Below are 14880 nucleotides of genomic sequence, written 5' to 3'. Positions count from 1 at the left end.
CTAATTTGTTCTTTGTGATCCCTTTCCTTTGGTGACTTCCCAAAAGAGAATGGATCCAGCACAGGAAACATTCAGCGAATTCACAACACCAAACATGGGAATTTTAACCATTTGGTCGCAGAGAGATTGTAATTGTACACTCATCCCTTTTTTTTCATTCCCTAAGACCAAAAATATCGGGGACTTGAGTGTTGTTTCTCGTAAATCAAATTCACCACAGGAATCGGTTCCAATCACTCTGATTCCGATACGTTTTTTTTCCGAATCCACAAAACGAACCAAAGTTTCAAAATTGGGAACAAACACGAGTTTTGTGTGAAACAAACTGCCTAAACTAGACCGAATGACCTTAGGATCATACACATCAATGGAATGCCCAATGACAAACACGATATCGACTAAAAATGCATCTGCGGAACGTAACAGAGTTCCAAAATTGCCATAATCACTGGGCCGATCAAATAATAGATAAAATGGTTTCTCTTTTGGTAATATGGAAACTTCTCTACTGAGTTTACTGAGATCAAATTGGTTTTTTATTTTGGCTGTTATGATGAGTTCAGATGGATTTTCTTTTTCTGAAAGTTCTAAGTACAATTCATCTTTCACTTCATATACGAGTGCATCTCTCTGGTTTTGGATCACTTCCTTCGCCCAAGAAGATAAGTTACTGTTTTCTCGGAACAAAATCCGTGTGATTTTCCAACTTGCAGTTAACAACTGCTTTATGGGTTCAGTACCCTCAACAAAAACCTCTTTTTCCTGACTCCGTTTGGTTCGGTTTGTTTGGAGTGCAGAAATGATTTGAAATTCTGCATTCCGAACCGACATCTTTAAGAGTTTCAATTTTGAAATTTGATTCCTAGTTCCCAAAAAAACTAATACGTCAGATAGAAACGGCCAGTCTTGTACCTTGGTCGATGGCACGTTTTGCATCTAATTCAGAAGCAAGATCGGCACCTCCAATTAAGTGTACAGGGATTTTTGCCTTTTGTAAAGGTTCGAGTAAGTTACGGTTTGGGTCTTGGCCTGCACAAATCACAACTGTGTCACAAGGAATTTTTTTAGTCTCCCCTTTGACCTCAATCACGATTCCATCTGATTCAATTGCCTTGTAGGTAACTCCCGAAATTTGGGTTACCTTTCTGTCTTCTAAGGATGTTTTATGGATCCAACCAGTAGTTTTTCCAAGTGTAGCCCCAAATTTACTATTAGAACGTTTTAACATGGTCACTTCCCGAACACCTGTAGGTGTTTCTTTGGAACCAAGACCCCCATCTTTATCGATGGTTTTTCGGATCCCCCACTCTTTTAGGTAATTATCAGTTGTAAAACTATGACCAGGATCAGTCAGTAAAATACTCACATCAAATCCAATACCACCTGCTCCCATCACCACAACACGTTTTCCAACTGGTTTCCCTTTTAAAACTACGTCCACATAACTAAGAACATTTGGTCCGTTGATACCTGGAATCTCAGGAATTCTTGGGATCACACCTGTCGCAAGGACCACTTCTTCAAAACCTTGTTCAATCAATGAATCACTGGAGATAAATGTATTGAGTTTCACTTCCACTCCATATTTTTTTAGCATCGTGCCAAAATAGCGAATGGTTTCTTTAAACTCTTCTTTACCAGGGATACGTCTTGCAATATTCAATTGCCCACCTAACTCTGGTTGTGCATCAAAAAGTGTTACAGAATGTCCACGTTCCGCTAATGTTTTTGCACAAGACATCCCACCAGGGCCTGCACCAACAACCGCTACCTTTTTCACGCGATCCGTTTTTTGAATGTTTAATTCGGTTTCATGACAAGCTCTTGGGTTCACCAAACAACTAGCAGTTTTGCCTTGGAAAATATGATCTAAACATGCTTGGTTACAAGCAATACAAGTATTGATCTCTTCGGGTTTTCCGGCCATTGCCTTCTCTACAAAAAAGGAATCAGCAAGGAATGGACGTGCCATTGATACTAAATCTGCATCACCTCGAGATAAAACTGATTCCGCTACTTCAGGAGTATTGATTCTGTTGGAAGTCACAAGTGGAATCGACACGTGACCTTTTACTTTTGCAGTGACCCAAGTAAAAGCAGCTCTTGGAACCATCATAGCAATTGTTGGGATTCTTGCCTCATGCCAACCGATTCCTGTGTTGATGATGGTAGCCCCTGCTTTTTCAATTTCTTTTGCGAGGTGTAAAACTTCATCGATATTACCACCTTCTTCCACCAAGTCTAACATCGACAGACGGTAGATGATGATAAAATCAGTTCCCACTCGTTTTCTAACTGCTTTTACGATTTCAATTGGGAATTTGATACGGTTTTCAAAACTCCCTCCCCAATCATCAGTTCTGTTATTGGTTCTTTTAGCAATAAACTGATTGATGAGATAACCTTCACTGCCCATGATTTCAACTCCATCATAACCAGCTAATTTAGCTAATTCAGAACATCTAACAAAGTCATCAATGGTTTTCCAGATTTCTTCTTCTGTTAAGGGATGAGGTTTGAACATGTTGATGGGCGCACGTAAATTGGAAGCACCTACAATTTTATCATGGTAGCCATATCTGCCAGTATGCAAAATCTGCATGGCAATTTTTCCACCTTCTTTGTGGACTGCTTCTGTGACAACACGGTGGTGCATTGCTTCTTCTTCTGTGTCCATCACACTGCCACCTTTCGACACACGTCCGGCTTCATTCGGTGCAATGCCTCCCGTCACAATGAGAGCAACTCCACCCTTTGCCCTTTCCCCATAAAAAGTCGCCATACGTTCGTATCCATTCGGAGCCTCTTCCAGGCCCGTGTGCATAGAACCCATAATGGTTCGGTTTTTTAAAGTAGTGAATCCAAGGGATAAAGGAGAAAGTAAAGTTGGGTAAGCTGTCATAAAGACCCAAGTGTAGAAATTCTAGGATTTTGGCAAGATTTACTTGCAATCTAAAAGAGAACGGATAAAACTTTGTCCTGTGGAAATTCTCACTGAAAATAAAAATGGGAAAAAAGGAATTCTCTTCGTTGATGATGAGTCCATCATTTTACTGAGCATGAAATCCCAAGTGAAACACCATTTTGGAGAGAGATTCAAATACTTAACGGCAGAAAATGCCAACGAAGCATGGGATTTAATTTTAGAATTAGAAGAAGAAAGAAATTCTGTTGCGGTCATTATTTCCGATTGGTCTATGCCTGGAATGAACGGTGATGAATTTTTACGAAAGGTTCACAAACGATTTCCTTCGATAGAAAAAGTCATCATCACAGGTTTTGCTGATGAAAAATTAGTAACTGCTTTAGAAAAAGAGATTGGGCTTGTCACTTGTTTGAAAAAACCTTGGGACGAAAAAGAACTCATCACAGCCATCACCCAAGCCATTGATCACGAAGATCCTTTTGGTAAATAAATCGAAAATATAGTTTCCCCTGGTTTGGAAGACAAATCAATCCTTCCACCATGCCGTTTCACAATTTTATTCACGATGTCAAGTCCGAGCCCACTTCCTTCTCCAGGAGGTTTGGTAGTAAAAAAAGGTTCAAAGATTTTGGAACGGATTCCTGGTTCAATCCCAGGTCCAGAATCTTGTAAGGATACCAAAACTTCGGAACCACAGTCTTTAATTGTGATCATCAATTTTCCAGTAAAGGACATGGCTTGTAAGGAATTATAAATTAGATTTGTCCAAACATGTAATAAATCATCCGGATAACAATCTATAGGTGGAATCTCATCATAATGTTTAATTAAGGTAATTCCCCTTTTCAATTGGTTTTGGTAAATGGTAAGAACCGTCTCAATTGTCTCCTGAATCGATGCTTTGATTTTTTTTCCTGTGGAATCAAAATGAGAAAAGTTTTTTAAAGCATACATGATTTTTGATACTCGATCAACCGCCAATTGGATGGAACGAGTGTTCCGACGGAACTGGATTTCAAGTGCTAAATAATCTAGAAAAACTCTTAAATAATGGGACCTGAAAAGTGGAATGTATTTGTCTTCCAATTCTCCAATTCCTAATTCCACCCATGCTTCTGCAAATTCATCAGCATCATCCGTTTTAATTCCATTTTGGATCAAAATTTCTTTGTTCTTCTTTTTACGTAATCGTTCTTCTTTTCCAGTATAAAACTCGATTGGTTGGTCAAGGTTTGAAAGAATCGTTTTCAGAATGACTTGTTCTTCTCTAGGAACACTAAGGATCGCTTCACGAAACAATTGTGAGGCGATCCCATATCGTTTTTGCCAATCCATCATGTTCTGATTGGATGCTTTTACGGCACCTATCGGATTATTAATTTCGTGCGCAATCCCTGCTATCAACTGCCCAAGTGCAGCTAGTTTTTCGGATTGTACAAGTTGTTCTTGTGTACGTTTTAAATTCTCAAACGCCATTTCCAGTTCGATTTTTTGTTTCTCAATGAGTTTGTTTTTTTCGCGTATTTCCGAATTGATTTGGCGGAGTTCTTCCACTTCTTTCAGAGGGCTCAAATCAAAAATACTATACGCGATTGAATTTGTTTGATTGTACTTAAACCGTTTGATGGAAACCAAAGCGGGAAACACTTCCCCATTTTTTCTTTTGCAAAGGATCTCAATCGAATCACTCGAATTGTCTGCAATTTTTTCTCTAATTTTTTGGAGTGAGTCTGGTGTGAGTAAAGAGCGGATTTTTAAATTTTTTGTGTCATCACTTGAATATCCAAATAGATTCTGAAAGGCAAAGTTAGAGTCTTTCGCTCTAAGAGAATTTTCATCAAATATCAAAAATGCTTCCGTTGAAAATTGGTAAAAAGCACGGAATCTTTCATCGGAAGTTCGCAGTGCTTCTTCAGCTAACTTAGATTCGGTGACATCGAGTAAAGTTCCCATCAATCGAACTGGTTTTCCATCTTTATCTCGGATTAAATTTCCACGAGACTCGACCCAATGTACTGTTCCATCCGCATGAAAAATTCGTTGTTGGATTCTGTATCCAGACCGGGAAGGATCGTCTTTTAAGAGTTGGATTTCCGCTGAGACCTTTTGCAAATCATCGAGATCATTTAAACTGAGATACCTTTCCACAGTGATCGCTGGACCATCTGGATCGAGACCATAAATCTCATACGTTTGGGGTGACCAATATATATTTCGTTGGTCAATGTCCCAACTCCAAATTCCCATTTTGACAGCATCCAAAGACATAAGAAGCCTAGACTCAGATTCTTTTAAAGCTAAGTTTGCTTTTATTTGTTCAGTACGGTTGATCATCGCACCAAACATTCGATAGGCGCTATCATTCTTATCGTATAAAAAGACTCCATTATCTTCTATATAAACATATTTTCCATCTTTTGTTCGATACCGATACACATAGGAAAACTTTGTTTTTTTTGCCATCGCCTCTTTAAATAATTGGATGGTTTTTTCTTTGTCATCAGGATGGATGAGGATCATCCAAGCTTCATAACCTATGGCCCTATACTCTTCAGGAGTAAAACCAGTAATTTCCTGGATGGCACCAGCCCATTGGTTCACACCTGTTTTGATGTCCAAATCATACACCATACTTAACGAAAGTTCGGTGATCGATCTATATTTTGCTTCACTGTCTTCTAATGCTTTTTGTTTTAAAACGTTTTCTGTGATATCGGTAATTAAAAATACAAGGGAACGGAGTTCACCCATTTCGTCAAAAACAGGAGATCCATTAATGGATAAGTATTTTTTAACACCAAATGAATCTTCAATTGCATGCCGAATGTCCGTGACCGGTTTTTTTGTTTTGAGCACGACATTAAATGGTTGGTCTTCCTCTCGCCACGGTCCTCCATCAAGAGAAGTGTTTTTCCATTGTGGTGCATCATAGGTTCTAGATAGTATATCATTGAGTTTAATGCCAAGGACAGACTCAGATGCAGGGTTTGCATATAAAATCTGCCCTTGTGGGTTCAGCAAAACAATCGCGGTGGAACTAACGTCCATGATTGTTTTTAAAAGATCAACTTCGACATTTAGATGGTTCCCCACCTCTGTCGAAATATTAGGCATTGATCCTTCCTCGGAAGACTGCATAGTGTCCACTATGCAGTAGACTTAAGATTTATGCGAATTCAATTTTACCGCTTCTATTTTTTGGTAAATTTTAAGCGGAAAAAATAAAAATCGATCTAAGATTTGAATGAATCGAAACAAAAAGGATGGGAAAACTTCTTTTTTGTCTCTCAAAATCCCATTCACAATTTGTTTTGCAACGGTTTCTGGCGTTTGGCTTGGAAATGGTACAGGTACTTGTTTCCCAGCTGAGTCAAAAAATTGTGTCCTAGTGGCAATTGGATACACAATCATCGTACGGTTTCCAGGTCTTAGTTCACATTGGTAGGCATCGAGAAAGGACCTAACAGAAGCCTTGGTTGCCGAATACAAGGCATAACCAGGCAGAGGCAAATGGCTCATCGCAGAGGCGGTCACAACAAATAAACAGGGAGAGGTCCTGTGTTTGTTCAAACTCACCAAAGTATAAAAGGGAGAGTAAACATTTGTTCGAAAAATCTTGTCGATACGATCCCAACTCGCTTCTTGGATGATTTCATAATACGCAAAACCTGCATTCGCAAAAAAGATATCAATCCCACCCAATTTTTTATCTGCATCTTTTAAGAGTTTATCTAAATTTTCTGGTTTCGAAACATCACATTTATAAGGAATTACATTGGGATGAGACACTACATTTTTTTCATTCAAGTCACAGGCTAAAATTTTCACGTTTTCATGTTTTAACATCTGCAAGACGGTTTCCTTTCCAATACCTGATCCTGCACCCGTAACTACAATTCTTTTGTTTTTTAATTCCATTGGCGAAACCTAACTTGTATGGATCTTGTTGAAAGTTTTTTTTAATGAGATATCTAACTTTTTTTCATATTATTTAAAAATATGTTTACTTAGGTTTGAGACAACCTTATACTTTGTCTTCCTTGGGGATCACAATGAGTCGGTTCTTTGATCAATTATTCAAATTCTTACACAGGTTCATTTCTTACAGTTTTGCCATTGTATTCTTCTCTCTCCAAGGTGCCTTTTTTGGTGCATTTTATGCTTATTTTTTTGGATCTGCACTCATCCCTGATTTTTCCACCGAGAACCATCCGGAAGTTGTGTACGTTTTTGTATTTGCTACCTTCCTTGCTGCTGTCGGACATAGCATTGAATTTGGAATCCTCACTCCTCTTGGTTATGGTGGATTTCGTAACGACTTAAAAAAACTAAACCTGTTTTTACGATACAACGACACCATTCGCCACAAAGATATTTTGGAATTAGAAAACAATTTGAATACGCTGATCCATTTACCAAAGGAAAACATGTATGCTGCCATTCGTTATGCGGTAATGGTCTTTGTTTCTGTTTCCATTACCCATATCATTTGTCACCACCCAATGTACGAGTTAGTATTAGTTTCCATTGGTTGGCTTTCGGCAGTATTTGTTTACGGAGGATTTTCATACATCATCTCCGATTATTTTACAGGTAACAAAAGAGTTGAGATCAAAAAAATCTTAGCATACCGAGATGTATCAATTCATAAAAACTATGGAATCCTAAGTTTAAAGGGCAAATTTGTATTTTTATTAATTTTAATTCTTCTATCGCTCAGTGTACTTTCAGTCTTCATTTCCTTTGGAAATGCCAGTTTATTTAAAATTACAGCTTTCATTGGAATGACTTTTGTCGAGGCAGTGATATTGATTTTTATGTTTTTCCAATCCATTAATCTAACATTGGAACAAATTAATGAATCAGCCAATAGCCTTGCTACTGGAGGTAGAGGTGCCCTTCCCATACTATCCATTGACAAAGAATTTATTTTGTTTGCAGAGAATTACGAAAAGGCAACAAGAGAAGTTGGGAGGATTCGGGAAAACTTACAAGAATTAGTTGAGGCAAAAACTTCAGAATTAAGAAACAGTTTAGAAACCGTTGAAACTTTAAAAAAACAACAAGATGGAGATTATTTTCTCACTTCCCTTTTAATTAAACCTCTTAGTTTGAACAAAACCATTGGAACACATGTAAAAACAGATTTTTTGATCAAACAAAAAAAGACGTTTTTATTCCATGGAAGGGAAAATGAAATTGGTGGAGATATCTGTATCACTCGCACCATTACATTGCGAGGCAAAGATTATACATTTTTTCTCAATGCAGATGCCATGGGAAAATCGTTACAAGGTGCAGGTGGGGTTCTTGTACTTGGAGCTGCTGTACAATCCATCTTGGAACGATCCAATGCAGTTGAGTCTGTTAAATTATTGTATGCAGAACGGTGGATCAAAAACGCATACCAAGAACTCCATCATATTTTTGAGAGCTTCGACTGTTCTATGTTAGTCTCTATGGTTATGGGACTGATCGATGACGAAACTGGCCTTATGTATTACTTAAACGCAGAACATCCATGGTCGGTGTTGTATAGAAAGGGAACTGCGGAATTTATCAAAAACAATTCAGAACTCCGCAAATTGGGAACACCCTTTTCCGAAAAATCACTCGAAATCTCTACTTTACAATTGATTCCAGGAGATGTACTCATCCTTGGTTCTGACGGAAGGGATGACATCGAATTTGTAACGGAAACCACAGCTAGAAAAATCAACCATGATGAGGAATTATTTTTGCGACACGTGGAACGAGGGAATGGAAATTTAAAAGAAATTTACCAATCCATCCTCTCCATGGGAGAACTGACTGATGATTTAAGTCTGATGCGGATAACCTTTAAAGAAAATCTGGACCAACCACCAAGAGCCATTCGAAAAGAATCGTATGAATTGATGCGTAAAGCAAAGTCACAAATCAAATTGGACCAATTAGAAGAGGCAAAAACCAGTCTTTTAGACGCAAACCGAATCAACCCAGAAAATAGAGAAATCCAAAGGGCACTCATACGCCTCCTCGTACGCATGAAAGAGTACAATTTGGCAGCAGAGAAATTAAATACCTATTTAGAAGAATACCCTGGTGACACAGATTTAATTTATTTGGCATCCTTTACTTACAAACAAACAAAAGAATACGGAAAGGCCATCGATATGGGTGAGAGAATCCGTTTGCGTAACCCTGGTCATTTATCAAATTTAATACAACTTGTTCAATTGTACCTCATTATCGGCAATCTGCCAAAAGCGGAAAAGACGTTACAACTAACATCGTTTATCCCTTCAGATCCAAATCGAATTGAACAATTAAAGTCTCAAATTGAGACGTTTAGACAGAAAATTGTTGATGAAATTCCGACCTAAAGGGGAAGTTATCAGAATTACCGTTTAGCATTCATTTTATGACACAGTTCCAAATTTGGTTATTTCTACTTTGTCTCTGTGTGATTACCTTCTTCTCTTGCAATCAGTCCGATTTAGAAAATTTATGTGACCCTAAATCAGACCAATACAAAGACAGTTTACTTTTGCGTTATATTAATTTTGATGAGTCACCTCATTGTGGTGTGGTATTAAAAGTAAACCCACCAACCTACTTAATTTGTCCTCCTCTCATTCCCAAACGAAATGGAACTTTTTTTTTGGAAGCATTTGAAACAGATGGGAATCGGCTAAGTTTTTCCAGTAATCCTCCCCTTCCTCCTGGTGTGGTTTTTTCTTTTTTTTCAAATTCACTCGAAGGCACTTACAATGGATGGAAGGCTAACCAAGTCCAATTCACAATCACTGCAAGTAACCCAAAAGGAAGTGCAAGTTGTGTATACAAACCAGCATGGATGGGGAAAACTCCTCCAAAGACAAATATCACAGTGTGTTATGATGGTTCGGGCAATTTTGATGCAACATGTACTGTGATCCCAGGCCAAGATGGCCAACTGCGAAGAGGAGTTAACACGAATTTTGTGGGACCAACTCTTGTTTCCGGCGTTGAAATCACAACTGATTTAGTAACAGGTCTTGTATGGACAAGTTGTCACCGAGGGAGAACTGGTATTGGATGTGGTACTCCGGGAACAGAAACCTTTACGTATACAGACGCACAAACGGAATGTGCAAGTTTAAATGCTGGTTCCGGATTTGCCGATCGAACTGATTGGCGTGTCCCAGAGATGGAAGAATACTTAACCACGTTTGACCACACCACAGAAAACCCTTCTATCAATTCGACATACTTTCCTCAAACAGCCAGTTTTAATTATAAATCCAATACTTCCAACGCAGCAAGTACAGGAGCATTTTATCCTACGTATATCCAATCCTCCATTGGATTTGGAAATTATACAGATATGCACTACTTACGTTGTGTTGCGACTCCAAGAAATACATTTATCAAACGTTTCATCGACCAATCGGATGGAACCATCTTGGATTTAGATACTGCTCTTCTTTGGCAAAAATGTACAGCAGGCCAACCCAATGTGGCAACTTGTTCTGGTGGAACTGATAGCGCATTCCAATGGTCTGCTGCCATTAATTACTGCCAAGGTTTAACACTTGCTGGTAAAACATGGCGACTTCCCAATGCGAATGAATTAATATCATTAAAAGATTACCGATTTAATTTTGGAACTCCAGGTTTTAATGCTCTTTATTTTCCCAATACGGCATCTGCATCGTTTTGGTCGTCAAGCCCTGTCCTTGGAAATCCATCTACCCAAGCGTATGTCACTGATTTTGCTGGTTCTGGTGGTGGACCAACATTAAAAACAGATGCTACCGTTCGAACTCGTTGTGTTACCGATTATTAAAGGATTCTTTTTCATTTGTATTCCAAATTAAAATTTTTTTATAGTTCTCTTCTCTTTCTTCTATTTCTCACAACTTGTACAACCGTTGGGTTTCACCAAGAGAAAATAAGAAATTCCATAAACTTTGGAGATCAAGCAAGTTTCCGAGTCTGTGTAGTCAAAGAAACAGGAATTTTGGATGGAGATGTCGTCACTCTTTTCGAAAGTTGGAACGAAGAATTAAAACTCTACCAATTAAAGGCAGTGCCTAAAATTCTTTTTGAAACGGAACGTCCTGGTTTTTATGGGACAGATATACTCGAATACATGATGAACATGAGAATGTCCGATGAATGTGATCGACTTTTGTATTTAAAAGGCAGAACTTGGGGAGATATTGTTTTTGAAATTGTCACTCTCGGAATTTTTGTTGGTGTTGGTCTCAAATTAGAATTACAAGGAGCCGTAGAAGGAAACACCAATACAAGAGGTTATATCAAAGCCAAATACATTTCCACCATACAGTTGTTATTCACTAGTCCAAATTCTACTCTCGTTCATGAAGGTTACCATTTACTTGGATGTGGACATCAATTATTCATGAAAGCATGTTATGAAAAAATTCGAGATGTAAAATTATTACTCGCAGATCCAGAGCGAGATCCAAATTTTTTTCCCGTCATAAACACTTCTGGGAAAAAGATCTTACACCGACCCATTTGAGATCGTTATAATGTCAGAAACTTTCCCAACTTCGATACGGACAATTCCGCAAGTAATCTTTGGGGAATTTTCTAAACTTGATTGCGATTCGAATGCGATTACCAGTAACGTCAAATTCAGAATGTTTATGCTCCGAAATTTTACTCTGCTCATTTTTGTCATTTTTTTATCCCATTGTACGAATGGAAATATCTCTAACAATTGTGATGTGGGCTCGGAGAATTATATAAATTCTTTACTGTTACGTTTTGTAGTGAAGGACAGGAGTTACCTGTGTGGTTACAAAGTTCGGATACCTGCTTGTTCCTTAAGTTACGAAGAAACACATTTGCCTGAGAATTGGATCCAGGTAAAACAAGAAGTAGAAACTCAATTTGCACTTGGATCTAGTGGTGAAGAGACCTTAATCAAATACAATACAAATACTGTCGCAGCAGTAACCGGCGCTGCCTCAACAGCTTTCCAAGGTGCACTCAGTGCACCAAATGGAAATGTTTATCTCTTACCTTATAACTCACCTAAAATAGTCACCATTAATCCCATTACAAAAAATTATGAATCAGCAGCAACTGTTCCAGGAAATGTGGATTTTATAGGCGGAACCTTAGGTCCAAATGGAATCATTTACCTTTCCCCTCATACCAATAATACTTTTTTCAAACTGGATACTTCAAATAATACATTGACGAACATAACATCGATTTCCATGGGAGGGGCAGCTTACAATGGTGGTGTGTATGCTCCGAATGGAAAAATTTATTACGTTCCAAGTGGGGAATCAACAATCCGGTATTATGACACGAAAAAAGGAACGATTGGTTCTGTTGCAACACCTGTGAGTGGAGGAATCTTCGCCAATGGTGTGTTAACTCCCGAAGGTAAAATCTACTTTATTCCTCATACGGCAACGAATATACATATTCTAGACACATTTACAGAATCAGTCACAACGATTCCATTTTCTTTCGGTGGTGCAAGTAATTATATATCAGGAATCTATACACCTAACGGCCGTATCTATATCATACCTTATAATGCTTCGACAGTTTATTATGTAGACACAAAAGATAACGACAAAGTTGTCAATGCGGGTACAATTCCCAGCGCTGGCACTGCCATGTTTAACGGAGTTGTACTAGCACCTAACGGAAGGCTCTATCCCATTCCCTTAAATTATGCGAATTTTATTTCCATCGATTCCAATAACTCTGAAATCAGAGTTTTAATGGCAAATCCAAGTACAAATTCCTACCGGGGAGGTGTCATCGGGCAAGCTGGTGAGATTTACCTCTCTCCCCATAGTTCAAACCGTTTTGATTTACTCGATACTAAATCAATTGGAAGTTTTTGTGATTCCGTTAGGCTTTCACCCTATTGGAATAAATTTTAGCCGAAAAAAATCACAGTTCTTCACCAATTATTTCGTCTCATGGTTCTTGAGAAGGTAGCGATTCATTTGGATTGGCTACCGATTCTTTATGAACGAAGCGATCCATCAATCAGAGTTCTTTTATTCCTTCGCAAACCAATTGCCCTATTCTGTTTTTTTATTTGAATCTAAATCCCAAACGATTGATAAAGAAAATTCATTATTATTTTCGAACTCCAAAGCGATGGAACTCCAACGGATTCCTGAACTTGGAGGCTTTGATTTAACCATTGGATCATTCTTTCCATTTTTATTTGAAACAGAATTATTCCACGAAATCCAATCTGTTTGGAACGAACACAGACAATGGGAAGAGGTAATTGCAAAAAATAAGTTCCACTACTTTGGAATCCAAAACCAAACTTACTTACTCAAACTAACCCGTTTGGATTCTTTCCATTATACAATTTCGATGGAAGAGTTAACAGATGCCATCCTCGCAGAAAAAATCCTAAAACAAAAAGAAACAAAACTCGATCGTTTATTAAGGACAATGATCAACGGTGTTGTAGTTGTGAATTTGCAAGGACAAATCCTTTATGCAAATGAAAGTGCTTCCGAAATTTTAGATTTGGAATTGGAACAAATTGAAAACCGATACTTCAGTTCAAAGGAATGGAAACAAATCAATGAAGATGGAAGCCCTTTCCCTACAGACAAACTACCATTAGCATTAGCTCTTGGAAAACAAATCACAGTCTACAATTGTGAACATGGAATTATATCGGAAGATGGTCATGTAAAATGGTTAAACGTGAATGCGACTCCACTTTTTGATGAACATGGAAACTTAGAAGGAGCCACAGCTAGTTTTTTAGATATCACAGAACTTAAAAACACACAGAATACAATCGAACAACAAAATCGAAAACTAACCTCTGTTTTAAATGCAATTGAAAGATCATCCATTGTGAGTGTCACAAATCCCGAAGGGATCATCATACGAGCAAATTCAAAATTTATTAAAATTTCTGGGTTTACAGAATCCGAAATCATTGGATCGGACCATAAAATATTAAGTTCGGATTATCATAAAAAAGATTTTTGGCAAGAACTTTGGGAACAAATCAAAAATGGAAAAACTTGGGAAGGGGTCATTAAAAACAAATCCAAAGATGGCACTTATTTTTGGCTTCAAACCTTTATCCACCCTCTATACAACCTTCAAGATGAAATTGAAGCATATCTATCCATACGATTCGATATAACCGAAGAAATTGAAGCACTGGAAAATACAAATCGAATGTTACATTTTACAGGCATCCAAAACAATCGATTACAAAACTTTGCTTACATCGTATCTCACAACATAAGACAACATTCATCCAATTTCACTTCTCTTATCCAATTGTTAGAAGAATCAAAATCAGAAGAAGACAAAAAGAATCTGATCGATATGTTACATGCGTCCTCCATCCAATTGGAAGAAACAATTTCCCATCTGAACGATATCATTTCCATTAACCAAACATTGAATAAGCCTATGGAATTTTGTTCCTTAAAAAAAGAAGTGGATAAAACTCTTTCGATCCTCAGTGGTTCCATCGAATTGCGAAAGATCCAAGTGGATGTACAAATTCCAGAGGGGCTTACCATAAGAACCATCCCTGCTTATTTAGAAAGCATCTTACTCAACCTTCTATCCAATGCCGTAAAATATGTACGTTTGAAACAAGGTGCTTGGATCAAAGTGGGAATCGAAGAAAAAAATGAACAAATCACCATTTTGGTCGAAGACAATGGCCTTGGGATCAATTTGGAGAAACATGGGAACAAAATCTTTGGGATGTTCAAAACATTCCACCGCAATGAAGACGCAAGAGGGATTGGTCTATTCATCACCAAATCACAAGTAGAGGTTCTTGGTGGTGAGATCACTGTGGAAAGTGAAGAACAAAAAGGTTCCAGATTTTTTGTAAGGCTCCCCAAAAACCCAGAGGAAACACTAAGGGTGTAAAAAGGAAATCGGAATCAAGACACAACTTTCATATCTCACTTCCCACTCTCCTCTTT

General features: G+C 38.0%; 10 protein-coding genes. 6 read left to right on the top strand and 4 right to left on the bottom strand.

Annotated features, from left to right (window positions below; all coding sequences use genetic code 11):
* A complete protein-coding gene (locus tag ND855_RS06110) occupies positions 1-831 on the bottom strand; it encodes a TrmH family RNA methyltransferase (protein ID WP_407658738.1) in 831 nt (276 codons plus the stop codon).
* A 55-nt stretch (positions 832-886) separates the two neighbouring features.
* A complete protein-coding gene (locus ND855_RS06105; protein WP_265357619.1) occupies positions 887-2902 on the bottom strand; it encodes an NADPH-dependent 2,4-dienoyl-CoA reductase in 2016 nt (671 codons plus the stop codon).
* 79 nt (positions 2903-2981) lie between these two features.
* Here ND855_RS06105 and ND855_RS06100 point away from each other — a divergent pair, with 79 nt between their 5' ends.
* Positions 2982-3416, top strand: a complete 435-nt coding sequence (locus ND855_RS06100) for a response regulator (RefSeq protein ID WP_265359349.1) — start codon at positions 2982-2984, stop codon at positions 3414-3416.
* Here the strand turns inward: ND855_RS06100 and ND855_RS06095 are convergent.
* Entirely contained in the window at positions 3392-6040 is a 2649-nt protein-coding gene (locus tag ND855_RS06095) for a PAS domain S-box protein (RefSeq protein WP_265357618.1), read from the bottom strand. The two genes, ND855_RS06100 and ND855_RS06095, sit on opposite strands and share 25 nt — an antisense overlap.
* Before the next feature lie 45 nt (positions 6041-6085).
* Positions 6086-6844 carry an SDR family NAD(P)-dependent oxidoreductase gene (locus ND855_RS06090; RefSeq protein ID WP_265357617.1) on the bottom strand — a complete coding sequence of 253 codons (759 nt, stop codon included), beginning with the start codon at positions 6842-6844 and terminating at the stop codon, positions 6086-6088.
* Between the two features lie 134 nt (positions 6845-6978).
* Here ND855_RS06090 and ND855_RS06085 point away from each other — a divergent pair, with 134 nt between their 5' ends.
* The 5 genes from ND855_RS06085 (at position 6979) to ND855_RS06065 (ending at position 14824) form a co-directional block, all read left to right on the top strand.
* The gene (locus ND855_RS06085; protein ID WP_265357616.1) at positions 6979-9291 is read left to right on the top strand and encodes a SpoIIE family protein phosphatase; all 2313 of its coding nucleotides are present in this window, start codon (positions 6979-6981) and stop codon (positions 9289-9291) included.
* Positions 9292-9329: 38 nt separating this feature from the next.
* Positions 9330-10736 carry an Lcl C-terminal domain-containing protein gene (locus tag ND855_RS06080; protein WP_265357615.1) on the top strand — a complete coding sequence of 469 codons (1407 nt, stop codon included), beginning with the start codon at positions 9330-9332 and terminating at the stop codon, positions 10734-10736.
* Between the two features lie 15 nt (positions 10737-10751).
* Positions 10752-11438, top strand: a complete 687-nt coding sequence (locus tag ND855_RS06075; protein ID WP_265357614.1) for a hypothetical protein — start codon at positions 10752-10754, stop codon at positions 11436-11438.
* Between the two features lie 127 nt (positions 11439-11565).
* Positions 11566-12828, top strand: a complete 1263-nt coding sequence (locus ND855_RS06070) for a Vgb family protein (RefSeq protein WP_265357613.1) — start codon at positions 11566-11568, stop codon at positions 12826-12828.
* A gap of 88 nt (positions 12829-12916) precedes the next feature.
* The gene (locus ND855_RS06065; RefSeq protein WP_265357612.1) at positions 12917-14824 is read left to right on the top strand and encodes a sensor histidine kinase; all 1908 of its coding nucleotides are present in this window, start codon (positions 12917-12919) and stop codon (positions 14822-14824) included.
* Positions 14825-14880: the final 56 nt, after the last annotated feature.

Origin of the sequence: Leptospira paudalimensis (genome assembly GCF_026151345.1) — a bacterium.
Classification (GTDB): domain Bacteria; phylum Spirochaetota; class Leptospiria; order Leptospirales; family Leptospiraceae; genus Leptospira_A; species Leptospira_A paudalimensis.
Note: the sequence above shows the minus strand (reverse complement) of the source record. Positions and strands in the feature narration are given on the sequence as shown.

Coding starts and splice junctions, on each gene's coding strand:
- ND855_RS06080 (WP_265357615.1), top strand. CDS start 9,330: ATGACACAGTTCCAAATTTGGTTATTTCTACTTTGTCTCTGTGTGATT.
- ND855_RS06110 (WP_407658738.1), bottom strand. CDS start 831: ATGTCGGTTCGGAATGCAGAATTTCAAATCATTTCTGCACTCCAAACA.
- ND855_RS06070 (WP_265357613.1), top strand. CDS start 11,566: ATGCTCCGAAATTTTACTCTGCTCATTTTTGTCATTTTTTTATCCCAT.
- ND855_RS06105 (WP_265357619.1), bottom strand. CDS start 2,902: ATGACAGCTTACCCAACTTTACTTTCTCCTTTATCCCTTGGATTCACT.
- ND855_RS06095 (WP_265357618.1), bottom strand. CDS start 6,040: ATGCCTAATATTTCGACAGAGGTGGGGAACCATCTAAATGTCGAAGTT.
- ND855_RS06090 (WP_265357617.1), bottom strand. CDS start 6,844: ATGGAATTAAAAAACAAAAGAATTGTAGTTACGGGTGCAGGATCAGGT.
- ND855_RS06065 (WP_265357612.1), top strand. CDS start 12,917: ATGAACGAAGCGATCCATCAATCAGAGTTCTTTTATTCCTTCGCAAAC.
- ND855_RS06085 (WP_265357616.1), top strand. CDS start 6,979: ATGAGTCGGTTCTTTGATCAATTATTCAAATTCTTACACAGGTTCATT.